The organism is Stenotrophomonas sp. 80084_Sma (genome assembly GCF_056481995.1).
The window spans coordinates 4,633,809-4,657,494 of record NZ_CM151177.1 but is presented as its reverse complement, the minus strand read 5'-3'; the positions used below and the strand labels follow the sequence as shown (position 1 = coordinate 4,657,494).

The window sequence follows — 23,686 nt, the reverse complement described above, 5'->3', positions numbered from 1 at the left end:
CGGCTCCTGCCGCTACCTTCGACTCTACAATGGGGCCTGACATCTTCCAGGAACGCCCCGATGACCGAACCCACGTTGCACGTCACCGTGAAGTTGAACGCCAAGCTGCAGCCCGAGCATCGTCATGAACTGTTCGAGGATCCGCTCGATGCGCTGCTGCAGGCGGCGCAGGTGGGTGAGCTGACTGGCGGCGGCACCGCGATGTCCGACCTCGGCGAGGTCGAATACGGCGATATCGAAGTGGCGCTGGTGGACGTTGCGGGCGTGCCGAAGCTGATCGACCTGCTGGAACAGCTGGGCGCGCCGAAGGGTTCGCAACTGCAGGGGGCGGGCGAGGCTGATCGAGGCTTCGGCGTGACCGAAGGCCTGGGCATCTACCTGGATGGCCTGACCCTGCCGGACGAGGTCTACGAGCAGTGCGATTCCAACCACGTGTTCGAGCAGCTGTCCGAGCGCATCGACGGCCTGGGCGAGATCTGCAGCTGGTGGCAGGGCCCGACCGAGACCGCGCTGTACATGTACGGCGAATCGTTCGAAGCGATGCGTGATGCGATTGCCGAGTTCGTCGGCAGCTATCCGCTGTGCCAGAACGCGCGCGTGGTGCAGATCGCCTGAGGGCAGAAAATGTAGAGCCGAGCCATGCTCGGCTGCTTCTGGCGGGAAAAACAGCCGAGCATGGCTCGGCTCTACAGAAGAGCGTTATCGGCCGGCTGACTGCCGGGCGTTGTCACGCAGCGCCATGTCCTTGCCCAGATGATAGCCGCCGTAGAACAGCACGAAGGCGGCGATGAGGCTCCAAAGGATGATCCTGAGGGGGCTTCGTGGTGTCGGCTTGCTGTCCTGCATGCGGGTTCTCCCAAGGCGGCGGTGCCGCCGCCCACCCAGCTTGCGCTGCAGTGTCCGGGTACGCAAGCCGGCGGTGCGCACACGCCGCTGCGCCGCGCCGGATTGATCCTGCTCAAGGCGCGCCCTGCACATCCGGTGTGCAATGGTGTTGTTCCCATCTGGCAGACCGCCACGGAGCCCCACCATGTACAAGCGCATCCTGATTGCCACCGACGGATCCGAGCTGGCCGACAAGGGCCTGGCCAAGGGTCTGGAGCTGGCCAAGGACCTCAACGCCGAGGTCGATATCGTGACCGTTTCCGAGCCGTGGGCCGTCGGCATGTACGACGCCATGGGCTGGAGCGTGGGCTACATGAACAGCCCTGAATACAAGGCCGACCGCGAGGAAGGCGCGCAGAAGGTGCTGCAGCCGGCGCTGGCCAAGGCGGCTGAGCAGGGCATTACCGCCAACCCGGTGCACGTGCTGGACCGCTATGCGGCTGACGGCATCATCGAGACCGCCGGCGAGCGCAACAGCGACCTGATCGTGATGACCTCGCATGGCCGCCGTGGTGTGACCCGTGTGCTGCTGGGCAGCCAGACCGCTGAAGTGCTGGCACGCAGCACGCTGCCGGTGCTGGTCATCCGCTGATACAAGCGTTCCCGGGGAGGGGACCCGACGCCGGCCGCAGGATGCGCGCCGGCGTCATCTTTTGTAGGGCCGGCAGGGGCCCATCCACGCATGGCGTGGATCTACTGAAGCGCAGGGATCCGACCCCGGTCACATCACCAGCTGTACAGCTTCCAGTACACCGGCGACACGCCGTCCTTGTCGTTGTCGAAACGGCCATCGCCGTTCTTGTCGTACATATAGAACGGGGCACCGCGCGACGGGGTCACCTTGACCATGCGCAGCTGGCCGGACACGCGGTATTCCTCGATGACATCGCCGTTGTCCATGGTGCGCTTGGACACATCCGCGCCCTTGACGTCCACCGGGGGAGCGCCCGCGCCACCCATGCTGGCGCAGCCAGCGAGCAGGAGCAGGGAAGCCAGCATCAGGATCTTCATCGGCGGGGGCCTTTGCCTGGAAAGAGCCTTGATTATGCCCCATCGCCGCGGCTGTGCCGTGTCGTCGCAGTGCAGGCACGGGCGCGTAGAATCGACCCATGAGCAGATTAGTCCTGATCGACGGGTCCAGTTACCTGTACCGCGCGTTCCACGCGCTGCCGCCCCTGTCCAATGCACAGGGCGAACCCACCGGCGCGCTGTTCGGCGTGGTCAACATGCTGCGCTCGACACTGAAGGAGCGCCCGGCCTACGTGGCGTTCGTGGTCGATGCGCCGGGCAAGACCTTCCGTGATGACCTGTACAACCAGTACAAGGCCAACCGCCCGCCGATGCCCGACGAGCTGCGCAGCCAGGTCGAGCCGATGTGCCGCATCGTCGAAGCCTTGGGCATCAGCATCCTGCGCATTCCCGGCGTGGAGGCCGATGATGTGATCGGCACACTGGCCCTGCAGGGCGTGGCACAGGACCTGAAGGTGACCATCTCCACCGGCGACAAGGACTTTGCCCAGCTGGTGCGCCCGGGCATCGAGCTGGTCAACACCATGACTGGCAGCCGCATGGATTCCGATGCCGCAGTGATGGAGAAGTTCGGCGTGCGCGCCGACCAGATCATCGACCTGCTGGCGCTGATGGGCGACACCGTCGACAACGTGCCGGGCGTGGAGAAATGCGGGCCGAAGACCGCCTCCAAGTGGCTGGCCGAGTACCAGCACCTGGACGGGGTGATGGCCGCCGCGCCAACCATGAAGGGCAAGATCGGCGAGAACCTGCGCGCCGCGCTGGAGCGCCTGCCGCTGAACCGCGAGCTGGTGACCATCCGCACCGACGTAGAGCTGGACGCCAGCCCGACCACGCTGGCCCTGCGCGAGCAGGACGTGCCGGAGCTGACCGAGCTGTATGCGCGCTACGGCTTCACCCAGGCGCTGAAGGAGCTGGGTGCACCGCTGCCGGCGCCGACGGCCGCCAGCGAAGCAACGCCGAGCCTGCGTGGCACCGCCGCCGGGTTCGCCCGTGGCAGCGCCGAGGCACCGGCCGCCGGCACGCTGGATCCGGCGCTGGCCGCACCGGGTGAATACGAGACCGTGCTGACCGCCGAGCAGCTGCAGGCCTGGGTCGAGCGCCTGCAGCAGGCGGACCTGATCAGTTTCGATACCGAAACCGATGCGCTGGACGCGATGCGTGCGCGCTTGGTGGGCATCAGCCTGGCGGTCGAGCCGGGCAAGGCCGCCTATATTCCGGTCGGCCACGATTACCCGGGCGCGCCGGCGCAGCTGCCGATGCAGCAGGTGCTGGACGCACTGCGCCCGGTGCTGCAGGACCCGGCGAAGAAGAAGCTGGGCCAGCATGGCAAGTACGACCTGCATGTGCTGCGCCGCCACGGCGTGGAGGTGCAGGGCTACCACGACGACACCATGCTCGAGAGCTTCGTGCTCAACTCCACCGCCACCCGCCACGACATGGATTCGCTGGCCCTGCGTTACCTGGGCTACAGCACAATCAAGTTCGAGGACGTGGCCGGCAAGGGCGCCAAGCAGATTCCGTTCTCGCAGGTGGGCATCGACGAAGCCAGCCGCTATGCGGCCGAGGACGCCGACATCACCCTGCGCCTGCACCGCGCGCTGCAGCCGCAGCTGCTGGCCGAGCCGGCGCTGGACAGCGTGTACCGCGACATCGAGATGCCACTGGTACCGGTGCTGACCACGATCGAAGCCAATGGCGTGCGGATCGACACCGATGAACTGCGCCGGCAGAGCCAGGACCTGTCCTCGCGCATGCTGGCCGCGCAGCAGAAGGCCACCGAGCTGGCCGGCCGTAGCTTCAACCTGGATTCGCCCAAGCAGCTGCAGGCGGTGCTGTTCGATGAGCTGAAGCTGCCGGCGGTGGTGAAGACCCCGAAGGGCCAGCCCAGCACCAATGAAGAGGCGCTGGAGGCGATCGCCGACCAGCACGAGCTGCCGCGAGTGATCCTGGACTACCGGGGCCTGGCCAAGCTGCGCAGCACCTACACCGACAAGCTGCCGGAGATGGTCAACCCGGACACCGGCCGGGTGCATACCAGCTACCACCAGTCCGGTGCCGCCACCGGCCGCCTGTCCTCGTCAGACCCGAACCTGCAGAACATCCCGATCCGCACCGAGGATGGCCGCCGCATCCGCCGTGCGTTCATCGCCCCGGAGGGCTTCCAGCTGCTGGCGGCCGACTATTCGCAGATCGAGCTGCGGATCATGGCCCACCTGTCCGAGGACCCGGGCCTGGTGCGTGCCTTCGAGCAGGGCGCCGACGTGCACCGCGCCACCGCCGCCGAGGTGTTCGGGCGCACGCTGGAGGAAGTGACCCCGAACGAACGCCGCGCGGCCAAGGCGATCAACTTCGGCCTGATGTACGGCATGAGCGCCTTCGGCCTGGCGCGCAACCTGGGCATCGACCGTGGCCAGGCGCAGGACTACGTGGCGCTGTACTTCAGCCGCTACCCGGGCGTGCGTGATTTCATGGAGCGGATGCGCCAGCAGGCCCGCGACCAGGGCTATGTGGAAACCCTGTTCGGCCGCCGCCTGTACCTGAACGACATTCATGCACGTAACCAGGGCCTGCGCGCCGGTGCCGAGCGCGCCGCGATCAACGCGCCGATGCAGGGCACCGCCGCCGACATCATCAAGCGCGCGATGGTGGACGTGGACCAGTGGCTGCGTGACAGCGGCGCACCGGCACGGATGATCCTGCAGGTGCACGATGAACTGGTGTTCGAAACCGAAAGCAGTTTCGTCGAGGAGTTGCGTTTGCAGGTGGTCGAGCGCATGTCGCAAGCGGCCAAACTGCGGGTGCCGCTGGTGGTCGATACCGGCATCGGCAACAACTGGGACGAAGCACACTGAGGGTGTTTCAGGCCGAAAACGACGTGAATTCGTTCATTCGTCAGAGGTTTCTGACTCGATCATGAATGTTGCCCTGATGGAGGTTCATTAAATTGGGCCCCTTCACGAACCGTTAGTGTTCGGAGTGCTTCTATAACTCTCGACAGGCGCAACGCCTGTTGTGGATCTCTCCCATCCCCTGGAGCAGATCTCGGAACGGGGACTCCTCCCCAAGTGCCCGTTCCCCGGCCCCGTTGACCTCCCCCTGGTCAGCGGGGCTTTTTATTTGTGCCGTTGCCAGATGACGTGGCCTGCGCCACGCTGGGCCACCGCTCCGCAGGGGAACCCGCAATGCCCGATCTGTTCTCACTGGCGATGCCGTGGTGGGAGTTCATCCTGCGCGCGGTGGTGGTCTACGTCGTGGTGCTGGGCATGGTCCGGCTCAGTGGCAAACGTCCGCTGGGGCAGATCACCCCCTTCGACGTGCTGCTGGTGGTGCTGCTGGGCAATGCCGTGCAGAACGCACTGCTCGGCACCGATACCTCGCTGGGCGGTGGCTTGTTGCTGGCCGCGAGCCTGATCCTGCTCAACTACGGGGTGGGCTGGGTGAGCACCCGCAGCCGTCGCATCGAGCGCCTGGTGGAAGGAGAACCGGTAGTGATCGCGCGTGATGGGCGCCTGTTCGACGCCGTTCTGCGCCGTGAGCAGGTCACCCGCGCCGATTTCGAGGCCGCGATGCGCCAGCAGGGCTGCCTGGGCGTGGAGGATGTCGAGCTGGCCCTGCTGGAGATCAACGGGCACATCACCATCATCCCCAGGAAGAGCACCTGACGTGTAGCGTCGAGCAAGCTCGACGCTACGGGTACCCCTTCCCGCGCCCTCAGAGCGCGGCTTCGGCCTTCAGTGCCGGCCAGTTGCGGGTGGCGTCCACATCGCAGGCTACATGCGTGCCCTCGCCATCCTTCGCGCAGAGCGCCGCCATGGCCTGCGGGATCTTCGGGTCGGCGGTATGCGAATACACCGCTGCCAATGCCAGGCACCCTTCGCGGACACCGGCGCCGCACAGCGTCTCGAAGTAGGGCAGCGACGCGGCCCATTTCTCGGCCTCGAACAGGGCTTCGCCGGCAACCTTGCAGCCCAGCAGCTTGCCCTCGGTGCAGCAGGCCTTGGCGCCGTCCTTGCGTGCCAGGGTGGGGCAATCCAGTGGCAGCGGGATCTCCACGAACGCCACCGGCGGCGTGCAGCTGGCATTGCCTGTGGCCGGCTTGCGCTCGTAGTAGGCAAAGCGGTTGCCGCCGTCGACGCTGGCGAGGTTTCCGTTCTTCAGCGGTTGCAGCACGAAGTCGCTGCCGACATCGGGACGGATGAGGATGCGGCCGTCCTGCAGGCGCGCGCGCAGGCGCTGGTCGCGGCCCTCGGCCTCAACCAGGCCGCCATCGAGGAAGCGCAGCTGCGAGAGCACACCGTACTCGGCTTCATAGCTCCCACACGGCAGCGCAGAGGCCGGCACCGGAGCCAGTGAAGCGACCGGCGCAGCGGCCAGGCTGGCAAGCGCCTTGGCGCGGCCGCAGGCCACGCCGTCCGCGCGCTGCGCGCACGACAGCTGCAGCGCTTCGTGGGCCTGCAACAGGCGCCCGCCACTCCACAGCACCTCGGCAACGTCGGCGCAGAAGGTCTCGCCGTGCTGCTGCCGGCACAATGTGGCCAGCTCATCGAGCTGCGCGGACGGCAACACGGGATCAACCGAATGCTGCAGCCCGAGCAGGGACTTGCCGATCATCTCCAGCCCGACCACCTCGGCGATCGCCCTGCAACCCTCGGCGTTGAAGGATGCGGAATCCTCCTTGCAGATCTCCGGCTTCGGCGGCTCGGCTCGTGCAGGCGCCGGGGCAGCGTCCTTGGCCTGCTGCTGGTAGGTCTCCAACAGCTGGGAGCAGGCCGCGCCCACGCCCTCGGCACACCAGGCGTGCAGCTTCACCGGTGCGGCCTCGGGCAGCGCCTCCAGGCACTCGGAGGTGTTCATCACGCAACCATCTTCGATGGGCTCGGGCATCGTCTTGCAGGCGGCGGCGTGCTCACGGGTGAACTCGCGATAGGGCGTGTTGATCGTGCGGTCGTTGTCCGAGAAGAACCAGTTTTCCAGGCGTCCCGTGGACAGGTTGCCGGTGCCGAGCACGTCTTCCTGGCGGGCGATGCGCAGTTCCTCGGTGGCCTGGTAGGGACCGGACAGGAAGGCGTGGCCTTCGCTCTCGATGGTCAGCGTGATAGTGCCGTCGCTGTCCTTGTAGGTGCCGCAGGCCATCGATTGCGCGGCAGCCGGCAGGCTGGCCGAGGCCAGTGCGAGCAACAGCAGAGAGCGCCAGCCCGCAGCGCGGGGGCGGAGGGAAACAGCAGCATGCATGGGGTCATCCTTGAAGGAGGCAAAGCAGGACCTGTCCGGTGCAGGGCGCACCACAGGCAGGAGAAGACGCCACGCCTCAGGCGTGGCGCCGGAAGGTCAGAGCCAGTCGCGCGGCACCAGGTAATCGGCCAGGCATGCCTCGGCGCTACCCGCTTCCGGGGTGAAGCCGTACTCCCAGCGCACCCGCGGCGGCAGGCTCATCAGGATGCTTTCGCTGCGGCCACCACTCTGCAGGCCAAACAGCGTGCCGCGGTCGTAGACCAGGTTGAATTCCACATAGCGGCCGCGTCGGTACAGCTGGAACTCTCGCTCGCGCTCGCCGTAGGCGGTGTCCTTGCGCTGCTGCACGATCGGCAGGTAGGCATCCAGGAAGCCATCGCCGACCGCACGCAGATAGTCGAAATCGCGCTCGAAGTCGCCGTGCAGGTCGTCGAAGAACAGGCCGCCGACGCCGCGCGTTTCATTGCGGTGGCGCAGGAAGAAGTACTCGTCGCACCAGCGCTTGTGCGCGGCATAGCGTTCTTCGCCGAACGGGGCGCACAGGTCGCGCGCGACCCGGTGCCAGTGCTGCACGTCCTCGTCGAACGGATAGAACGGGGTCAGGTCGAAGCCACCGCCGAACCAGCTGGCCACCACTTCGCCGTCGCGCTGCGCCTGGAAGAAGCGCACGTTGGCATGGGTGGTCGGCACGTAGGGGTTGAGCGGGTGGAACACCAGCGACACGCCAGTGGCACGCCAGGAGGCGCCAGCCAGTTCCGGACGGTTGGCCGAGGCCGATGGCGGCAGGCGGCTGCCGGCCACGTCGGAGAAGCCGATGCCGGCCTGCTCGAACACCGCACCGTCGCGCAGCACGCGGGTACGCCCGCCACCGCCCTCGGCACGCTGCCACAGGTCTTCCTGGAAGCGGGCCTGGCCATCGACGGCCTCGATCGCCGCACAGATGCGGTCCTGCAGGTCGGTGAGATAGGCGCGCACGCGCTCGAATTCGTTCATGGCGCGTACTTTACCGCAGGGCCCGCCCGAAGCTGCGGGCAGGCCCTGGCGGGCTCAGCGCTTGCGGTTGGAGTTGCGCGGCGCCGGAGCGTCGTCCACGGCTGCCTCGTCAACCGCCTTCTGCAGAGCACCTCCCAGCGTGATCAGCTCCCAGTTCTGGGTGCCGAGCACGTCGCAGGCCACATGCAGGCCACTACGGTCGGCCTTGCACAGCTGCTCCAGGGTTGCCCGTGCGTCCAGTTCCGCGCCGTTGCCCTGCGCGGTCACCAGGTTCTCGCACCCTTCGCGCACGCCCGCGCGGCAGACTGTGGTGTAGTGCTCGGCGGCCTGCAGCCAGTTCCCGGACAGCGCAAGGCGGTTGCCGAGAATGTTGCAGCCCTGCAGCTTGCCCTGCGCGCAGCAGGCTTCGGCACCGCCCTCGTTGGCCAGCGCCAGCGGGCAATCCTGCGGCAGTGGCAGCACCTTGAACTGCTTCGGTGCACTGCACCGGGTCGGGCCCTCGCCGGTGGGGACGAACACCTGGAAGCGGGTCCAGTTATCCAGCCCCAGCAACTGGCCGCCGGGCAGCGGGCGCAGCACGAAGTCGCCGTCCCGGTCGTGGTGGATGCGGATGTCGCCCGCTTCGACGCGTGCGCGAAGATGGCTGCTCCAGCCAACGCCAACCAGGCCGGCGTCACCGAAATCCAGCGTGTCCATCAGGCCGCCGTCGGACCGGTAGTTGCCGCAGGGCAATGCAGTTGCGGGCTGCGGTCGCAGCGATGCGCCCACCGCCTGCAACGCCGGCAGGCGCTCGCAGGTGGCGGTGTCATTGCCGGATGTGCAGGCCGCAGCCAGCGCCTGCACCGCCTGCTGGGGATCTCCCGCGTCCCAGGACAGCTCAGCCACGCGGGTGCAGAAGCCGCCGTGCGGTACCTCGCGGCACAACCGCAACAACTGTTGCCGCCGCTCAGCTGGAATGATCACCGGCACGGTCGGTGCCGTCATCGTTACCATGGCTTCGGTCATGGCGGCCGTCATCGCGGCCTTGACCAGCTGCTCCTGCACTGCCGGGTTGGCCTCGAGTGCCGCGGCACACGCCGGGGTTCCCTGTTCGAAGCCACCGTTGTCACAGGCAGCGGGGAGTTTGATGCCAGACAAGGCGGCGTCGAGCGCTGCCTTTGCCAGGGCGGGATCGGCCTCGACCGAGGGTTTGGCCTCCTCGTGCCAACGATCAGCCAGTTGCAGGCACATGCCGGGCACGCCTTCCCGACACCCCGCTTCCAGGGCGGCCGGGGTCGCTTCGCGACGGTTGTCCAGGCACGCCGCCGCATCAGCCAGGCAGCTGCCTGCAGCCGGCGTGGCGGCTGCGGCGCACTGTGCGGGCGCCTGCAGGAGGTAGACCGTGCCATCCACCTCGACCGTGCGGCCACGATCGCGCACTTGCAGCGCGCTGGGCAGGCCGTACTCCAGGTTCACCAGTTGCAGCTTTCCGTCGATCTGCTGGAACGCGACCGGAGACGGCGCACTGCCGAAGTGCTTCTGCTCGCCGCGGTTCGGTGAGCTGATGCGCAGCGTGCCGCTGCCTTCGTCGGCCTTGAACAGGCCGCATTGTGGCGACTGTGCGGCGGCCATCGGCGCGGCCAGCAGCAACGCCCAGGCCAGCCAGCGGCGGCGCGGTGCGGGTGAATGCATGTCGTCTCCTTGACGATCGAACGGGAAGCTCCTGGCGCTACGGCGAACCCTGGCCCTCGCGCGGGGGCGTGCATTGTGCCGTGCCGGGCACGAGCTGGTAACGCTGGTAGGCCGTCTGGTTGTCCATGCCGAGCAGGTCGCCGTTGCCGAGCTGGCGCAGCACAAGGGTTTCGCCGTTCTGCTGCAGCTGGACGGCGCCTTCATGCAGGCGGGCATGCGCGCCATCACCGAAGTCGAGCATGTCGATCACGCCACCGTCGGCCTGGTAACGGCCGCACGGCACCTGCTGCAGCGGAACCAGGCGCAGGTCGGTGCCGAGTTCACGCAGTGGCGCGATACGCTCACAGGCACTGACGCGGCCTGCATCGCAGACCACCTGCAGGGCCTGCACTGCCAACGCAGGTTCCAGCGCGTTCAATTGCTGCGCGGCCACTTCCACGCAGAAGCGGCCACTGCGGTGCTGCAGGCACCGCTGCTGCAGCTGATCGCGTGCAGCGGCCGGAAGCGGCGAACCCAGCGTGTCTTCGTCTTCCTGCTGCAGGCGTTGATTCACCCGCTGCATGGCGGCAGCCAATGCATCATTGGTCAGCGCCTCGCAGGCCTGCGGGTCATGCCCGGGCGTGTGTTCGCGGCAGGCAGGCGGGCGTTCAAAGCCCGTGGCACCGACGTCGTCGGTGGCCTTTGCTGGGCTGCCATCCCGCAGTTGTCGCAGCAGCGCCGAGCAGCCCGCGCCAACGCCTTCGTCGCACGCGCGCTGGATCTGGCCGGGCGAAGCCGCGGGCAGCTGCGCAATGCAGTGGCTGCCGGCGGCGCGGCAGCTGCCGGCAATCGCGGCGGGTTCGCTGGCGCAGCCCCGGGACTGGCGCAGCGTGTAGACCACCACGTCGTCTTCGATGCGCTGCCCATCGGCGCTGATCCGGACCGGCAGTGCCACGCCATCGTCGAGCATGACCAGTCGGGCCTGCGCCGCACTGCGATCGACCCACAGCGGCTCCGGCTCGCTGCCGTCGTCGCGGCGGTAGCCGCTGCTGGGTGATGTGAATATCAGCGCCATGCCACCGTCGGTGCTGCGGTATTCGCCACAGCGCAGCGCATCGGCGGCGGCAGGCAGCGCGGCGAACAGCAGCAGCGCGGGGAGAAGGGTCAGCAAGCGCATGCGACGGTCCTTGTCGTGCGGAAAAGGGGTGTGGCTCAGTGGAAGCGCGAGCGGATGTCTGGTCGCAGCAGGCGCCAGGCCAGCCAGCCCTGCAGGCCGAGGAGTACGAACGACATGGCCACCATGGTCAGCGTGATCAACCAGCGTTTCAGATGGAGTTCCTGTTGCAGGACGGCGTCGTCGGAGAGAAACGGGATGACGTCGCGCATGAACACGTCCAGCCACCCGGCGATCGCAAAGTTGGTCAATGCACTCATCAGCAGGATCGCCACAAAGCTCCACAGGCCCCAGCTGCGCTCGCGCAGCAGTCCCCAGCTGGCCAGTGTCGAGGCAAGGCACAGCAGTGCGACGATCATCGACGCGGCCACCGGATGCGCCAGAAGCCAGATCAGGCTGTGCAGGTGCTGGAGTTGTACTTCCCTCTCAACCAGGTGCCAGATCGGAAGGTTGTGCAGCGGCCACAGCAGCAGTCCCTGCATCACGAAGTAGACCGTGAGCAGCAGTGACAGCCAGAACGAGGCGTGTGCGATCGGGCGCACCCAAGCGTGATAGGTCGGTTGGACCAGCGAAGGAATCGGCGGGATCGACATTGACATCCGGTGTCCTTGCAATCGGTGCCCGCGCGCTCAGCGGGCCGTCACCCGGGTGGCGACGGCCGGCAGGATATGGTGTTCGCTCAGCGGTGCCAAGGGCAGGCCGTGCGGTGGCTGCAGCGGCACCCAGGCCAGTTCGGCGATCTCCGCGCGTGCCTGTGGCATGCCGTCCACCTGCACCCACCAGGCCTGGGCCTGCACGCGGTGGCCAGGCTCGTTCACCGCCCAGTCCTGGAACGTGCCCAGCGATGGAGGCATCGGTGCACAGCTGCACGCCGAGTTCCTCGTCCAGCTCACGGGCCAGCGCCTGCAGTGGCGCTTCGCCGGGTTCGGGCTTGCCGCCGGGCTGGATGAAGCGGCTGGCGCCGTGTTTGCGCACCACCAGCGCCCGGCCGCGGTCATCCAGGATGACCGCGGCCACGATATGGATCGTGGCCGCGGCGTTGCTCACTTCAGGTTCTGCTCGAACAGCTTGAGGATGCGCTTGTACTGGTCCAGCCAGGAATCGGCGCGGACGTAGCCGTGGCGCTCCAGCGGGTACGGAGCGATCGACCAGTTGTCCTTGTGCAGTTCGATCAGGCGCTGGGTCAGGTTCACCGAGTCCTGGAAGAACACGTTGTCATCCATCATGCCGTGGGCAATCAGCAGGTTGTCCTGCAGGTTCTGCGCGTACTCGATCGGCGAGGACACGCGGTACGCCTCCGGATCGATGTCCGGGGTGTTGAGGATGTTGCTGGTGTAGCCGTGGTTGTACTGGTGCCAGTCGACCACCGGGCGCAGCGCGGCGCCGGCCTTGAACGTGCCCGGCGAGCGGAACAGCGCCATGAAGGTCATGAAGCCGCCGTAGGAACCGCCGTAGATGCCGGCGTGGTCGCGGTCACCCTGCTGGGTGTCGACCAGCCAGTCCAGGCCGTCCTTGTAGTCTTCCAGTTCCGGGTGGCCCATGTTGCGGTAGATCGCCGTACGCCAGTCGCGGCCGTAGCCCTCGCTGCCGCGGTAATCCATGTCCAGCACGATGTAGCCCTTCTGCACCAGCAGGTTGTGGAACATCTGCTCGCGGAAGTAGGCCGGGTAGCGCTGGTGCACGTTCTGCAGGTAGCCGGCGCCGTGCACGAACATCACAATCGGGTACTTCTTCCCCGGTTCCTTGTTTTCCGGTTCGTAGTACTTGGCCCAGACCACGCCGGCGCCATGCTTGGACGGCACTGCCACCAGCTTCGGCTGGATCCACTGGCGCGCCTTGTAGTCGGCGGTGCGGGTGTCGGTCAGCACGCGGGCCTGGCCACTGGTGCTGGGCAGCACGGCCAGCTGCGGCGGCAGGTAGGCGCCGGAGTAGCGCACCAGCAGCTGCTGGCCGTCCGGCGACAGCGAGAAGTCTTCCACGCCGTTGAGGCTGGTCAGCTCGCGCACCTGGCGGCTGCCGGTGTCGACCGCGCAGACTTCGTAGTCATGCGGGGCCTGCTGGTTGCACAGGAAGTAGAAGCCCTTGCCATCGGCCGACGGCACCGGTGCCGAGGTTTCCCATTTGCCGCTGGTCAGCGCCTGCGGCTTGGCGGTGCCGGCCTGGGTGTACAGGTGCGAGAAGCCCGATTCCTCCGACAGCAGCCACAGCGTGCGGCCATCGGCCATCCAGCCGAAATCGTTGAAGCCCCAGTTGATCCAGCCGTTGTCGGTCAGGCGGTGGCGGTTCTGCACGCGGCCATCGGCAGCGTTGACACTGATGATCCAGCGGTCCTTGTTGTCGTTGGCACGCAGCATCACTGCGGCCTGCTGGCCATCGGGGCTCCAGCGGATGCCACCGCCCATGAAGTCGCTCATCACCTGCAGGCTGCGCTCGCCCTTCAGCGCGTCCTTGCCGGCCTTGCGGCGCAGCTCGGCCAGCGGATCGGTGCTGATGCCAGGCAGGCCGGCCAGCGAGACCTTCTCGGCCTTGCCGGTGCGCACGTCCACGTACCACAGGGTGTGCGGCTCGAAGCCGTTACGGCCGACGCGGGTGCGGGTGTCTTCGGTTTCCTCGTAGCCCGACTCGGTCACGTACAGCGGCATCTTGCCGCCGCGGCCGTCATCGAAGTCCTTCGGCTTGGTCACCACGATCAGGTGGGTCAGGTCCGGCGACAGCACGCTGTCGGCGATCTCCACGTCGGTGCCCAGGTACACCGGGCCCGGCGCGCGGGTCGGGTCGGCCTGGCGCCAACGCTGGTCCTGGTCCTTCAGTGCTTCGCGCTGGTCGCGGTCGCGGCGCAGGGTTTCCAGCGTGCGCAGCTGCTGGTCACGCAGCACGTCGGCCTTCGGCGGCGTGCGCGGATCCTTCTCGGCCTTCAGGCTGGCCACCTGCTGCACGCCGCTGGCGGCGGTCCAGTGGAACCAGTTCTGGCCAACGCGCCAGATCACGCCATTGTCGGCAGCAAAGTTCACGTTGCCCGCGCGCTCGTTGCTGCGGGTCAGCTGGGTCAGCGCGCCGCTGCGCAGGTCGCGCACGAACACGTCGCCATTGCGGACGAAGGCGCTGCGGCTGCGGCTGCGGTCGTAGACCGGCTCGGCCACGTCCAGGGTGCCGCGCTGGTCATCGGCCACCTGTGCGGCCACGCCACCCGCCACCGGCTGGCGGAACGTATCGCGCACCGGGCTGCCGTTGCGCTTGAGCTGGTATTCCACCTGCTGGCTGTTCCACGACCACCAGGCCTTCTCGACCGGCGGACCGATCCAGTCCGGGTCGGCCATGGCCTGTTCGATGGTGATCGGCGTCGGCGCGGCATGCGCAGCCGGTGCGGCCAGCACGGCCGACAGCAGGAGGGACAGGGGCAGCACTCGGGACATGGGCGGACGGCACCAGAAGAGGAAACCGGCCAAGCGTAGCAGCCGCAAGGGCCCGGGGCAGGGGCCACAGGTCATGGCGGCGGGATTGGCAAAGTGGTGCAACCGGTGGCCGGGGTTGCGCATCCATTCTTCTGAACCCGCATCATCCACCGAACAGGAGCCCGACCATGCAGGAACTGATCCCGATCACCCTCTTCATCTGCATCGCCTATGCGATCCACGCCATTGCCGATGCCCGCGCCCGCAGCAAGCTGGTGGCCCCGCACGTGCCGGAGGAAGTGATCCGCTCGCTGGCCGTGCTGGAAGAAGAACGCCGCCGCCAGGGGGCGCTGCGCTGGGGCATCAGCCTGGTCTGCCTGGCGTTGGCCATGGCCCTGCTGGAAGCCATCGGTGCCCGTGACCTGACCTTCGGTGCCGCCGCCGCGCTGGTCGGCAGTGCTGGCCTGGGCCAGCTGCTGGCCTGGCACTTCACCCGCCCCGCCGCACGCAAGGGCTGAGCCGGCCCATGTCACGGGCACAGGGGGCGCCCCGCAGATGAGCCTGCTCGGCGAAGCATTGTCGGCACTGCGGGGCCGTCGCCGCCACGATGCAGCGGCGACGGCGGCACCCGCCGCACCGCTGGATGCGGACCAGGCCCTGGTGCGGGCCATCATCGATGGCTCGCAGGCGGCGTTTTCGCAGCTGGTCGAGACCCACCAGCGCACCTGCGCACATGTGATCGGGCGCATGGTGGGCGACCGCGATCAGGTGGCCGACCTGCTGCAGGAGACCTTCCTGGCCGTGTTCCGCCAGCTGCACCGCTTTCGTTTTGAATCCTCGCTGCGCACCTGGGTTTCCCGGGTGGCCTACACCACCGCGCTGCAGCACCTGCGCCGGCGGCGGCTGGAGGCGCAATGGATGGTGGCGGTGGAGGTGCCGGAGGAACTGGGAATCGGCGATGAAGGACCGGGGCCGGCTGAACTGAGCGAGGCGCTGCAGGCGGGGCGCCATCTGGGCGTGGCGCTGGAGCGGTTGAGTGCACCGCAGCGCCTGATCGTCGGCCTGCACTACCTGGAGGACTTCGACCTGGTCGAGATCGAGCAGGTGACCGGGCTGGCACGCGGTACCATCAAGAGCCACCTGCACCGCGCGCGCCAGGTCCTGAAGCAGGAACTGACGCGGCATGCCGCCGCCGGAGAACTGCTGTGAGCCCATCGACCGACCCTCGCGATGCGGAAGAACGCGCGCTGGCGCAGGCGTTGCGTGAGCAGACACAGCAGGAAGAAACGCCGGATGTGAGCGAGGCGCTGCAGAAGCGCATTGCCGCTGAATCGCGCGATAGTGGCGTGGGCTATGTGGTGGTGCAGGTGGTGTTGTTGGGGGCGTTGGTGGCGGCAGCTGTCTGGTATTTCTGGCACTGAGGCACCCTCCGGGCGGTGGGCCGCTCCAGTCGCTGTTGGTAGATGCCGACCTTGGTCGGCGTCTGGGCGTGTGTGCCAACCAAGGTTGGCAGCTACCAGAACGGTTGACCCCTGCGACAAAGTGAAGCAGCGCGTCACCCGGTCGCATCCCACCTTAACGAAATCCTCCTAAAGTGGTCCGGTATCCCACCGGTCACAGGCAGGAGGCGTCCCTTGGACGCGTTGTTGTTGTCCCGGATCCAGTTCGGATTCGTCATCAGTTTCCACGTGCTGTTCCCCGCCTTCACCATCGGTACGGCCAGCTGGCTGGCCTTCATCGAATGGCGGTGGCTGCGCACGAAGTTGCCCGTGTGGCGCGAGCTGTATTTCTTCTGGCAGAAGATCTTCGCCGTGTCGTTCGGCATGGGCGTGGTCAGCGGCATCGTCATGGCCTTCCAGTTCGGCACCAACTGGCCGCGGCTGAGCGAGGTGGCCGGCACGGTCATCGGTCCGTTGCTGACCTATGAGGTGCTGACCGCGTTCTTCCTGGAAGCCAGCTTCCTCGGCGTGATGATGTTCGGCTGGGGCCGGGTCTCGCCGCGCCTGCATTTCTTCTCCACCTGCATGGTGGCGCTGGGCACGCTGTTCTCCACGTTCTGGATCCTGTCGTCCAACAGCTGGCTGCATACACCGGCCGGCTACGAGATGGTCAACGGCATCGTGCATCCGGTGGACTGGTGGCAGGTGGTGTTCAACCCCTCGTTCCCCTATCGCCTGGCCCACATGGCGCTGGGCTCGTTCATCACCACCTGTTTCGTGATCGGTGGCGTCGGCGCGTGGTACCTGCGCAAGGGCACACATGTCGAGGCCGGACGGCGCATGCTGATCGCGGCGGTGGCGTTCGCGGCGCTGACGGTGCCGGTACAGATCTTCGTCGGCGACATGCATGGCCTGAACACGCTCAAGCATCAGCCGATGAAGATCGCGGCGATGGAAGCGCACTGGCATGAAACCCAGGAAGGCGAGGGCGTGCCGCTGGTGGTGTTCGCGCTGCCGAACGAGAAGGAAGAGCGCAACGACTTCGAAGTGGCGATTCCGAAGCTGGGCAGCGTGATCCTCACCCACAGCCTGGACGGCACCTTCGATCCGCTCACCTCGGTGCCGGCCAGCGAACGGCCGCCGGTGACGCCGGTGTTCTTCGCCTTCCGCATCATGGTTGGGCTGGGCACGCTGATGCTGCTGCTGGCCTGGGTGTCGGCTTTCCAGCTGTGGCGCAGGAAGCTGCTGGATTCGCCGTGGCTGCTGCGCGGCTGGAACTGGATGCTGCCCAGCGGTTTCATCGCACTGCTGTCGGGTTGGTTCGTCACCGAGATGGGGCGCCAGCCGTGGGTGGTGTATGGCGTGCTGCGCACCGCTGATGCGGTCGGCCCGCAGAGTGCGTGGATGACGGCGTTGTCGCTGGGTGTCTATGTGGTTGGCTATGCCTTCGTATTCGGCTGGGGCATCTGGTACCTGGTGAAGATCCTGCGCCACGGGCCGCAGCCGTATGCCGAGGGGCCGTCGCTGGACCATGGCAGCCATACCCCGGCACGTCCGTTGTCGGCCGCCGATGAACCGCTGGAGGAGCGCTGACATGGACCTGATGACCTGGCTGCCGGTGGCGTGGTTCGCGGTGATCGGCTTCGGCGTGCTGATGTACGTGGTGCTGGACGGCTTCGTGCTCGGCATCGGCATCCTTGCCCCGTTCGCCGAGGACGAGGAACAGCTGGACCTGATGATGAACACCGCCGCGCCGATCTGGGACGGCAACGAGACCTGGCTGGTGCTCGGTGGCGCTGGCCTGCTGGCGGCCTTCCCCAAGGCCTATGCGGTGCTGCTGTCGGCGCTGTACCTGCCGGTGCTGCTGCTGGTGGTGGCGCTGGTGTTCCGCGGCGTGGCCTTCGAGTTCCGCTTCAAGGCGCATCGATCGCGCCGGTTGTGGAGCGTGGCGTTCGGCCTCGGTTCGCTGCTGGCCACGTTTGCCCAGGGCGTGATCCTTGGCACCCTGGTGCAGGGCATCCCGCTGGTGGACGGTGTCTATCAGGGCGGGCCGTTTGCCTGGTTCAGCCCGTTCGCGATGCTGACCGGTGCCGCACTGGTGGCCGGCTATGCGCTGCTGGGCAGCACCTGGCTGATCCTGAAGACCGAGGGGCGCGTGCAGGCGCTGGCGCGGCAGATGACCCGGCCACTGGTGGTGGCGGTGATCGCGGCGATGGGCCTTGTGAGCAGCTGGCTGCCGTTCCTCGATTCGCGGTTGATGGATCGCTGGTTCAGCGACGGCAACTTCTGGTGGCTGTCGCCGGTGCCGCTGCTGACCCTGGCGGTAGCCGCCGCGCTGTGGCGCAGTGCCACCCACCCGCGCCGCGACCTGCCGCCATTCCTGCTCAGCCTGGCCCTGTTCGTGCTCGGCTTCCTCGGCCTGGTGCTGGGCATGTGGCCCTATCTGCTGCCACCGTCGATGACCTTGTGGCAGGCCGCCGCGCCGGCGTCGTCACTGGGCTTCACGCTGGTCGGGCTGGTCATATTGCTGCCGGTCATCCTCGGCTATACGGCGTGGTCCTACCGGGTATTCCGTGGCAAGGTGCACGCCGACACCGGTTACCACTGATCGATTGAAGACGGGGCCTGCCGGTGCCGGGCCCCGTGTTGGGGAATGTGAAACCTGCACACCCTGCGCGGGACGTGCTAGCGTGCGCTCCTTTCCGGCGGCCAGGGGGCAGCCGGCGACGTCCTGGACGGACGCACGGCTGCAGGAACGGGGGGCCGCCGCGCGTCGCCGTAATGGCTCGTGCCTATCGTTCTCCCGTTGAAGCACCATCGCTAAATGATCGAATTCTCCATCGTCGACTGGGCTGCCTGGGCGCCCGGCCTGAGTGAGCGTAGCCAGTGGCTGGGCTGGGCCGATGCGCCGTACCTGCCGCACGGCGCGGACACGCCGGCGCTGGCCGAGGTGCCGGCGATGCAGCGCCGCCGCATCGAGCGGCTGGGCCGGATGGCGATCCAGGCCGCGTGCTGGTGCGAGGACGGGCAGGGCGCCGACAGTGACGTGCCGCTGGTGTTCGCCAGCCGCCACGGCGACGTGGCCCGTTCGATGGACCTGCTGGGCGCGCTGGTCGGCGACCAGCCGTTGTCGCCGACCGGATTCGGCCTGTCCGTGCACAACGCGATTGCCGCGCTGTATTCCATCGCCCGCGGCCACCGCGGCAACTACCTGGCGCTGGCGGCGGGCCAGGCCACGGTGGAGACGGCTTGCCTGGAGGCCGTCGGCCTGCTGGCCGATGGCGCCCGCGAGGTACGGGTGGTGGTCTACGAGTCGCCGCTCCCGGAGGTTTACGCGACGTTCGCCGACGAACCCGACCCGTTCTTCGCCTGGTGCTGGCGTTTGACCGCGCCAGCAGAGGGCCGGCCGACGCTGGCGCTGCAGTGGCAGCCGGCCGACGGCCAGGCCAGCACTGTGCCTGGCCTGCTGCCGCACGCGCTGGACCTGCATCGCTTCCTGTTGTCCGGCGCGCCAGTGCTGGAGCACGTGGCCCATGGCCAGCGCTGGCGCTGGGGCCGCCGTGAGTGAGCTGCCGCGCCGCCTCGACCACGCCTGGCGGGTGTTTGGCACCGGCCTGAGCTTTGTTGCGTTTGGCCTGGGCGGGCTGCTGCTCGGCGTCCTGGTGATGCCGGTACTGCTGCTGATGCGGGACCCGGTGGCCCGTCGCCGGCGCGCCCGGCGCGTGGTCCAGGTCGCGTTCGCCAGCCATCTGCGGCTGATGCGCGGGCTGGGGGTGATGACCTACGAGATCGAAGGCGGTGAACGCCTGCAGCGTGACGGCCTGCTGGTGCTGGCCAACCACCCGACCCTGATCGACGTGGTCTGCCTGATCTCGCTGCTTCCCAACGCCGACTGCGTGGTCAAGCGGGCCGTGGCCTGCAACCCGTTCATGCGCGGTCCGGTACGGGCCGCCGGCTACATCTCCAATGACGATGGCGCCGGCCTGGTCGATGACTGCGTGGCCGCGGTGCATGCCGGCGGCACCCTGGTCATCTTCCCGGAGGGCACCCGCAGCGTGCCCGGGCAGCCGCCGCGCCTGCAGCGCGGGGCCGCCAACATCGCCGTACGGGGCCGCATCGACGTCACCCCGGTGCGGATCACCTGCAGCCCGCCAACCCTGACCAAGGGACAGAAGTGGTATCGTGTCCCCTCACGTCGCTTTCACGTTCGGCTGCAGATCGGCGAAGATATCCCGATCGCGCCTTTCTTGGCCGAAGACGACTCGCCAAGGGGGGATGCCTTGGCGGCACGCCGCGTTACCGAGCACCTTTCTCGTTATTTCGACCTGTCTGGAGAGCCGCCCCGTGCAAGCACTTGAGCACGAGATCAAGGAATTGATCATTTCCTCCCTTTCGCTGGAGGACATCACGCCGGAGGACATCGATCCGACCGCGCCGCTGTTCGTCGAGGGCCTCGGCCTGGATTCGATCGACGCGCTGGAGTTGGGCCTGGCGTTGCAGAAGAAGTACGGTGTCAGCCTCTCGGCCGATTCGGAAGAAACCCGTCGCCATTTCTCCAGCGTGCGCGCGCTCGGCGAGTTCGTCGCCGCCCGCCAGTCGTAACGGCGCCAGGAATTGCCATGACCAAGAATGAACTGTTCGAACGCATCGTCAGCATCCTGACCGACAGCTTCGAGATCGAAACCGCCCGGATCACCCCCGAGGCCCGCCTGTACGACGACCTGGACATCGACAGCATCGACGCGGTCGACCTGATCGTTCAGCTGAAGCCGTTGCTCGGCCGCAACCTGCAGCCGGAAGCGTTCAAGGCTGTGCGTACCGTGCAGGACATCGTCGATGTGGTGCACAGGCTGCTGCCGGACCAGGCAGCCGCCTGACCGCAGCGTCGGCGGCTCCACCATGGCACGCGCACGCACGGTCGTGGTGGCTGCGATCTCGCTGGCCTACCCGGTGCTGGTGTACCTGGCGATGGGCCGCTTCGAGCCACGCTGGCTGTCGCTGCTGCTGTTCACCCTGGCCCTGCTGCGCGCGCTGAGTACGCGCCAGCCGCTGTGGTGGGCTGCGGCCGCCGGCACCGGCCTGCTGGCGGTGCTGGCCACTGTGCTCAACCAGGCCCTGCCGCTGAAGCTGTACCCGGCGCTGGTCAACGCAGTGATGCTGGCGGTATTCGGCACCAGCCTGCGTTTCGGCCCGCCGCTGGTGGAACGCCTGGCACGGCTGCAGGAACCGGACCTGCCCCCGTTCGCGGTGGCCTATACCCGCCGCGTCACCCAGGTGTGGTGCGGCTTCTTCGTTCTCAACGGCAGCCTGGCCCTGCTGACCGCGCTGTACGCGTCGGACCGGGTCTGGATGCTCTACAACGGATTGTTGGCGTACGTGATGATGGGCGTGTTGTTCGCAGGTGAGTGGCTGGTGCGGCGGCGGGTGAAGGCGGCGCACGCGCATGGCTGAGTGGATTGCCCTGGACCGGTTGCTGCTGGAGGCGCGGCCGCATCGAAGTGTTGGCGTCTGCGATGGCGAGGTGATCGACCACGCCCGCTTCCGCCAGCGCGTACTGGCCTGGCGCGCCGCGTTTGCGGCGGCCGCAGGCCGTGACTGGGCCCTGTATTTCGATGATGCGGTGGCCTTTGCCGCTGCGTTGTTCGGTGCCTGGCATGCCGGCAAGCGGGTGTTCCTGGCTGCCGACAACCTGCCGGCCACGCTGCAGGCGCTGCAGCCGCAGGTGAGTGGTTTCGCAGGCGACGTGTCCGCCGATTATCGTCCGCTGGCGGCGCTGGACGCCGCACCGGACGAGGGTCTTCAGGCGCTGGACGAGCGCGCCTGCGAGCTGTGCGTGTTCACCTCCGGCAGCACCGGACAGCCCAGTGCGATCAACAAGCGCATGGACCAGCTGACGCGCGAGGTGGACGCACTGCAGGCTGCGTTCGGCACGCAGCTGGAAGGCGTGCAGGTGCATGGCACGGTGTCGCACCAGCACATCTATGGCCTGCTGTTCCGCGTGCTGTGGCCGCTGGCTGCCGGCCGCCTGATCCATCCACGCCGGTTCTTCCACGAAGATCTGGTGGGTGCGCTGGCCGGTACCGATACGGTGCTGGTCGCGACCCCGGCCCACCTCAAGCGCCTGCCCGAGCAGCTCGACTGGGCCAGCCTGCATGGCCGCCTGCGCGCGGTATTCTCCTCTGGCGGCCCGCTGCCGGAAGAAGCCGCACGCCAGGTGCGGCAGTGGCTCGGCGTGGCACCGACCGAGGTCTATGGCAGCAGCGAGACCGGCGGCATCGCCTGGCGCCGCTGGGACACCGACCTGCCGCCGTGGCAGCCGCTGCCCGGCGTGCAGTGGCGCATCGAGGAGGGCTGCCTGGCGGTGGCCTCCGCACATCTGGAAACCCCGGATTGGTGGCGTACCCAGGACCGCGTTGAAGCGTTGGCCGATGGCCGCTTCCGCCTGCTGGGCCGCGCCGACCGCATCGTCAAGATTGAAGAGCGCCGCGTTTCGCTGGATGCACTGGAACGTGCGTTGCGCGAAGACGCCGAAGTGGATGACGTGCGCGTGCTGGTGCTGCCCGGGCAGCGCGAGCAGCTGGCCGCGGTGGTGGTACCGGCCGACCCGACGCTGCTGGAGGGCGGTGAGGCCGCGCGCCGCGCGCTGGGCCAGCGCCTTGGCACACGCCTGGCACAGGCTCATGACGCGGTCACCCGGCCGCGCCGCTGGCGGCTGGTGCCGGCGCTGCCGATCAACGCACAGGGCAAAGTCACCCAGGCGGCACTGGCAGCGCTGTTCCAGCCGCTGATGCCGGTGCCGGTCTGGGATCACCGCGATGCGGCCAGCGCCACGCTGCGGATGACCCTGGACCCGGCGCTGCGGCCGTTCCAGGGCCACTTCCCGCAGGCGGCGATCCTGCCCGGCGTGGCGCAGCTGGACTGGGCGGTGCGGTTTGGCCGCCAGGTGTTCCCGATGCCGGCAGCGTTTCTGCGCATGGATGCGGTGAAGTTCCAGCATGTGGCCCGACCGGGCGATGAGCTGACCCTGCAGCTGGACTGGGATGCTGCACGCAGCGTGCTGGCCTTCCGTTACACCTCCAGCCACGGTGTGCATGCCAGCGGCAAAGTGGTCTTCGCCGATGCGGACTGATCCGGCCGTTGCCGGTGCCGCGTTCGCGCCACTGGTGGTGATTCCCGTCTACGACCACGAGCACGCCATCGCGGCGGTGGTCGACGGCGTGCAGGCCGCCGGCCTGCCATGCCTGCTGATCGACGATGGCTCGCATGAGGCGTGCGCGGCAGCATTGCGTTCGCTGGCACAGCGCCAGGGCGTCGACCTGCTGCGCCTGGACGTCAACCAGGGCAAGGGCGGGGCGATGCTGGCCGGTTTCGCCGAAGCCGGCGCGCGAGGCTACAGCCACGTGCTGCAGATCGATGCCGACGGCCAGCACGATACCCGCGATCTGCCACGCTTCATCGAAGCGGCGCGCGCCCATCCCGAGGCGGTGATCTGTGGCATTCCGGCCTACGACGCCAGCGTTCCCAAGGCGCGCCTGTATGGCCGCTACGCGACCCACATCTGGGTCTGGATCAACACGCTGTCGCTGCATCTGCGCGACACCATGTGCGGCTTCCGCGTGTATCCGCTGCCGCCGGTGCTGCGCCTGATCGGTGAAGAAACCATCGGCCGGCGCATGGATTTCGATACCGAAGTGATGGTGCGCCTGTACTGGCGGCACCTGCCGGTCGAGCACCTGGCCACGCGCGTGACCTATCCATCCGATGGCGTCTCGCACTTCGATGTGTGGCGCGACAACGTGCGCATCAGCCGCATGCACACCCGCTTGTTCTTCGGCATGCTCTGGCGCGCACCGCGCCTGCTGTGGCGCCGCCTGCGGGGGCAGCGCTGA

At 67.7% G+C, this 23,686-nt stretch carries 24 protein-coding genes and 1 pseudogene; 16 read left to right on the top strand and 9 right to left on the bottom strand.

The window, feature by feature from the left end; all coding sequences use genetic code 11:
- Window positions 1-60: 60 nt before the first annotated feature.
- On the top strand, window positions 61-615 hold the full coding sequence (locus ACZK3W_RS21400) for a hypothetical protein (RefSeq protein WP_180837860.1): 555 nt from the start codon (window positions 61-63) through the stop codon (window positions 613-615).
- Between the two features lie 84 nt (window positions 616-699).
- On the opposite strand, the gene ACZK3W_RS21395 is transcribed toward ACZK3W_RS21400, so the two are convergent.
- Window positions 700-846 (bottom strand): hypothetical protein, encoded by a 147-nt coding sequence (locus ACZK3W_RS21395; protein ID WP_006402488.1) that lies wholly within the window; start codon window positions 844-846, stop codon window positions 700-702.
- Window positions 847-1,030: 184 nt separating this feature from the next.
- On the opposite strand from ACZK3W_RS21395, the gene ACZK3W_RS21390 reads away from it, so the two are divergent.
- A complete protein-coding gene (locus tag ACZK3W_RS21390; protein WP_005411629.1) occupies window positions 1,031-1,477 on the top strand; it encodes a universal stress protein in 447 nt (148 codons plus the stop codon).
- 134 nt (window positions 1,478-1,611) lie between these two features.
- On the opposite strand, the gene ACZK3W_RS21385 is transcribed toward ACZK3W_RS21390, so the two are convergent.
- The gene (locus tag ACZK3W_RS21385; protein WP_180837861.1) at window positions 1,612-1,896 is read right to left on the bottom strand and encodes a DUF2782 domain-containing protein; all 285 of its coding nucleotides are present in this window, start codon (window positions 1,894-1,896) and stop codon (window positions 1,612-1,614) included.
- A gap of 98 nt (window positions 1,897-1,994) precedes the next feature.
- On the opposite strand from ACZK3W_RS21385, the gene polA reads away from it, so the two are divergent.
- Together polA and ACZK3W_RS21375 are read left to right on the top strand one after the other, a co-directional pair.
- Complete coding sequence (gene polA / locus ACZK3W_RS21380) at window positions 1,995-4,769, top strand: DNA polymerase I (RefSeq protein WP_478450262.1); 2,775 nt, start codon at window positions 1,995-1,997, stop codon at window positions 4,767-4,769.
- A gap of 330 nt (window positions 4,770-5,099) precedes the next feature.
- Window positions 5,100-5,579: a DUF421 domain-containing protein gene (locus ACZK3W_RS21375; protein WP_478445225.1), complete on the top strand. Its 480-nt coding sequence runs from the start codon at window positions 5,100-5,102 to the stop codon at window positions 5,577-5,579.
- 49 nt (window positions 5,580-5,628) lie between these two features.
- Here the strand turns inward: ACZK3W_RS21375 and ACZK3W_RS21370 are convergent, their stop codons facing one another.
- The 7 genes and pseudogenes from ACZK3W_RS21370 to ACZK3W_RS21340 form a co-directional block, all read right to left on the bottom strand.
- Window positions 5,629-7,149 (bottom strand): hypothetical protein, encoded by a 1,521-nt coding sequence (locus ACZK3W_RS21370; protein WP_293793683.1) that lies wholly within the window; start codon window positions 7,147-7,149, stop codon window positions 5,629-5,631.
- Window positions 7,150-7,245: 96 nt separating this feature from the next.
- On the bottom strand, window positions 7,246-8,142 hold the full coding sequence (gene hemF, locus ACZK3W_RS21365) for an oxygen-dependent coproporphyrinogen oxidase (protein WP_134952110.1): 897 nt from the start codon (window positions 8,140-8,142) through the stop codon (window positions 7,246-7,248).
- A 54-nt stretch (window positions 8,143-8,196) separates the two neighbouring features.
- Window positions 8,197-9,813, bottom strand: a complete 1,617-nt coding sequence (locus ACZK3W_RS21360) for a hypothetical protein (RefSeq protein WP_478450261.1) — start codon at window positions 9,811-9,813, stop codon at window positions 8,197-8,199.
- A 37-nt stretch (window positions 9,814-9,850) separates the two neighbouring features.
- Window positions 9,851-10,969: a hypothetical protein gene (locus tag ACZK3W_RS21355; RefSeq protein ID WP_478450260.1), complete on the bottom strand. Its 1,119-nt coding sequence runs from the start codon at window positions 10,967-10,969 to the stop codon at window positions 9,851-9,853.
- 35 nt (window positions 10,970-11,004) lie between these two features.
- Window positions 11,005-11,565 carry a hypothetical protein gene (locus ACZK3W_RS21350; protein WP_049398641.1) on the bottom strand — a complete coding sequence of 187 codons (561 nt, stop codon included), beginning with the start codon at window positions 11,563-11,565 and terminating at the stop codon, window positions 11,005-11,007.
- A gap of 30 nt (window positions 11,566-11,595) precedes the next feature.
- Window positions 11,596-12,013, bottom strand: a pseudogene (locus ACZK3W_RS21345) (NUDIX hydrolase).
- Window positions 12,010-14,379: a S9 family peptidase gene (locus tag ACZK3W_RS21340; protein ID WP_293793696.1), complete on the bottom strand. Its 2,370-nt coding sequence runs from the start codon at window positions 14,377-14,379 to the stop codon at window positions 12,010-12,012. Before ACZK3W_RS21340 ends, ACZK3W_RS21345 begins: the two are co-directional and overlap by 4 nt.
- Before the next feature lie 167 nt (window positions 14,380-14,546).
- Here ACZK3W_RS21340 and ACZK3W_RS21335 point away from each other — a divergent pair, with 167 nt between their 5' ends.
- The 12 genes from ACZK3W_RS21335 (at window position 14,547) to ACZK3W_RS21280 (ending at window position 23,686) form a co-directional block, all read left to right on the top strand.
- Window positions 14,547-14,876, top strand: a complete 330-nt coding sequence (locus ACZK3W_RS21335) for a hypothetical protein (protein ID WP_005414880.1) — start codon at window positions 14,547-14,549, stop codon at window positions 14,874-14,876.
- 37 nt (window positions 14,877-14,913) lie between these two features.
- Window positions 14,914-15,567 (top strand): RNA polymerase sigma factor, encoded by a 654-nt coding sequence (locus tag ACZK3W_RS21330; protein WP_180837868.1) that lies wholly within the window; start codon window positions 14,914-14,916, stop codon window positions 15,565-15,567.
- Window positions 15,564-15,779, top strand: a complete 216-nt coding sequence (locus tag ACZK3W_RS21325; RefSeq protein WP_125893349.1) for a hypothetical protein — start codon at window positions 15,564-15,566, stop codon at window positions 15,777-15,779. Before ACZK3W_RS21330 ends, ACZK3W_RS21325 begins: the two co-directional genes overlap by 4 nt.
- Window positions 15,780-15,992: 213 nt before the next feature.
- Window positions 15,993-17,390: a cytochrome ubiquinol oxidase subunit I gene (locus ACZK3W_RS21320; RefSeq protein ID WP_049462287.1), complete on the top strand. Its 1,398-nt coding sequence runs from the start codon at window positions 15,993-15,995 to the stop codon at window positions 17,388-17,390.
- Window position 17,391: 1 nt separating this feature from the next.
- A complete protein-coding gene (gene cydB / locus ACZK3W_RS21315; protein ID WP_010482330.1) occupies window positions 17,392-18,405 on the top strand; it encodes a cytochrome d ubiquinol oxidase subunit II in 1,014 nt (337 codons plus the stop codon).
- Between the two features lie 216 nt (window positions 18,406-18,621).
- Entirely contained in the window at window positions 18,622-19,365 is a 744-nt protein-coding gene (locus ACZK3W_RS21310; protein ID WP_478450259.1) for a beta-ketoacyl synthase chain length factor, read from the top strand.
- Window positions 19,358-20,155, top strand: coding sequence for a lysophospholipid acyltransferase family protein (locus ACZK3W_RS21305; RefSeq protein ID WP_005414875.1), 798 nt, complete (start codon window positions 19,358-19,360; stop codon window positions 20,153-20,155). Before ACZK3W_RS21310 ends, ACZK3W_RS21305 begins: the two co-directional genes overlap by 8 nt.
- The gene (locus ACZK3W_RS21300) at window positions 20,142-20,399 is read left to right on the top strand and encodes a phosphopantetheine-binding protein (RefSeq protein ID WP_005411610.1); all 258 of its coding nucleotides are present in this window, start codon (window positions 20,142-20,144) and stop codon (window positions 20,397-20,399) included. The genes ACZK3W_RS21305 and ACZK3W_RS21300 overlap by 14 nt, the downstream gene beginning before the upstream one ends.
- A 17-nt stretch (window positions 20,400-20,416) precedes the next feature.
- Window positions 20,417-20,674: an acyl carrier protein gene (locus tag ACZK3W_RS21295; RefSeq protein WP_006402206.1), complete on the top strand. Its 258-nt coding sequence runs from the start codon at window positions 20,417-20,419 to the stop codon at window positions 20,672-20,674.
- A gap of 22 nt (window positions 20,675-20,696) precedes the next feature.
- Window positions 20,697-21,248 (top strand): COG4648 family protein, encoded by a 552-nt coding sequence (locus ACZK3W_RS21290; protein ID WP_012512473.1) that lies wholly within the window; start codon window positions 20,697-20,699, stop codon window positions 21,246-21,248.
- On the top strand, window positions 21,241-22,926 hold the full coding sequence (locus ACZK3W_RS21285) for an ApeI family dehydratase (protein ID WP_293793771.1): 1,686 nt from the start codon (window positions 21,241-21,243) through the stop codon (window positions 22,924-22,926). The genes ACZK3W_RS21290 and ACZK3W_RS21285 overlap by 8 nt, the downstream gene beginning before the upstream one ends.
- Window positions 22,916-23,686: a glycosyltransferase family 2 protein gene (locus ACZK3W_RS21280; RefSeq protein ID WP_071228592.1), complete on the top strand. Its 771-nt coding sequence runs from the start codon at window positions 22,916-22,918 to the stop codon at window positions 23,684-23,686. Before ACZK3W_RS21285 ends, ACZK3W_RS21280 begins: the two co-directional genes overlap by 11 nt.

Bases quoted from the DNA above. Each gene is read 5' to 3' on its own strand.
- ACZK3W_RS21355 (WP_478450260.1), bottom strand. From the start codon at position 10,969: ATGCGCTTGCTGACCCTTCTCCCCGCGCTGCTGCTGTTCGCCGCGCTG.
- polA (WP_478450262.1), top strand. From the start codon at position 1,995: ATGAGCAGATTAGTCCTGATCGACGGGTCCAGTTACCTGTACCGCGCG.
- ACZK3W_RS21340 (WP_293793696.1), bottom strand. From the start codon at position 14,379: ATGTCCCGAGTGCTGCCCCTGTCCCTCCTGCTGTCGGCCGTGCTGGCC.
- ACZK3W_RS21385 (WP_180837861.1), bottom strand. From the start codon at position 1,896: ATGAAGATCCTGATGCTGGCTTCCCTGCTCCTGCTCGCTGGCTGCGCC.
- ACZK3W_RS21310 (WP_478450259.1), top strand. From the start codon at position 18,622: ATGATCGAATTCTCCATCGTCGACTGGGCTGCCTGGGCGCCCGGCCTG.
- ACZK3W_RS21330 (WP_180837868.1), top strand. From the start codon at position 14,914: ATGAGCCTGCTCGGCGAAGCATTGTCGGCACTGCGGGGCCGTCGCCGC.
- ACZK3W_RS21290 (WP_012512473.1), top strand. From the start codon at position 20,697: ATGGCACGCGCACGCACGGTCGTGGTGGCTGCGATCTCGCTGGCCTAC.
- ACZK3W_RS21390 (WP_005411629.1), top strand. From the start codon at position 1,031: ATGTACAAGCGCATCCTGATTGCCACCGACGGATCCGAGCTGGCCGAC.
- ACZK3W_RS21280 (WP_071228592.1), top strand. From the start codon at position 22,916: ATGCGGACTGATCCGGCCGTTGCCGGTGCCGCGTTCGCGCCACTGGTG.
- hemF (WP_134952110.1), bottom strand. From the start codon at position 8,142: ATGAACGAATTCGAGCGCGTGCGCGCCTATCTCACCGACCTGCAGGAC.
- ACZK3W_RS21295 (WP_006402206.1), top strand. From the start codon at position 20,417: ATGACCAAGAATGAACTGTTCGAACGCATCGTCAGCATCCTGACCGAC.
- ACZK3W_RS21375 (WP_478445225.1), top strand. From the start codon at position 5,100: ATGCCCGATCTGTTCTCACTGGCGATGCCGTGGTGGGAGTTCATCCTG.
- ACZK3W_RS21395 (WP_006402488.1), bottom strand. From the start codon at position 846: ATGCAGGACAGCAAGCCGACACCACGAAGCCCCCTCAGGATCATCCTT.
- cydB (WP_010482330.1), top strand. From the start codon at position 17,392: ATGGACCTGATGACCTGGCTGCCGGTGGCGTGGTTCGCGGTGATCGGC.
- ACZK3W_RS21335 (WP_005414880.1), top strand. From the start codon at position 14,547: ATGCAGGAACTGATCCCGATCACCCTCTTCATCTGCATCGCCTATGCG.
- ACZK3W_RS21370 (WP_293793683.1), bottom strand. From the start codon at position 7,149: ATGCATGCTGCTGTTTCCCTCCGCCCCCGCGCTGCGGGCTGGCGCTCT.
- ACZK3W_RS21350 (WP_049398641.1), bottom strand. From the start codon at position 11,565: ATGTCAATGTCGATCCCGCCGATTCCTTCGCTGGTCCAACCGACCTAT.
- ACZK3W_RS21400 (WP_180837860.1), top strand. From the start codon at position 61: ATGACCGAACCCACGTTGCACGTCACCGTGAAGTTGAACGCCAAGCTG.
- ACZK3W_RS21360 (WP_478450261.1), bottom strand. From the start codon at position 9,813: ATGCATTCACCCGCACCGCGCCGCCGCTGGCTGGCCTGGGCGTTGCTG.
- ACZK3W_RS21285 (WP_293793771.1), top strand. From the start codon at position 21,241: ATGGCTGAGTGGATTGCCCTGGACCGGTTGCTGCTGGAGGCGCGGCCG.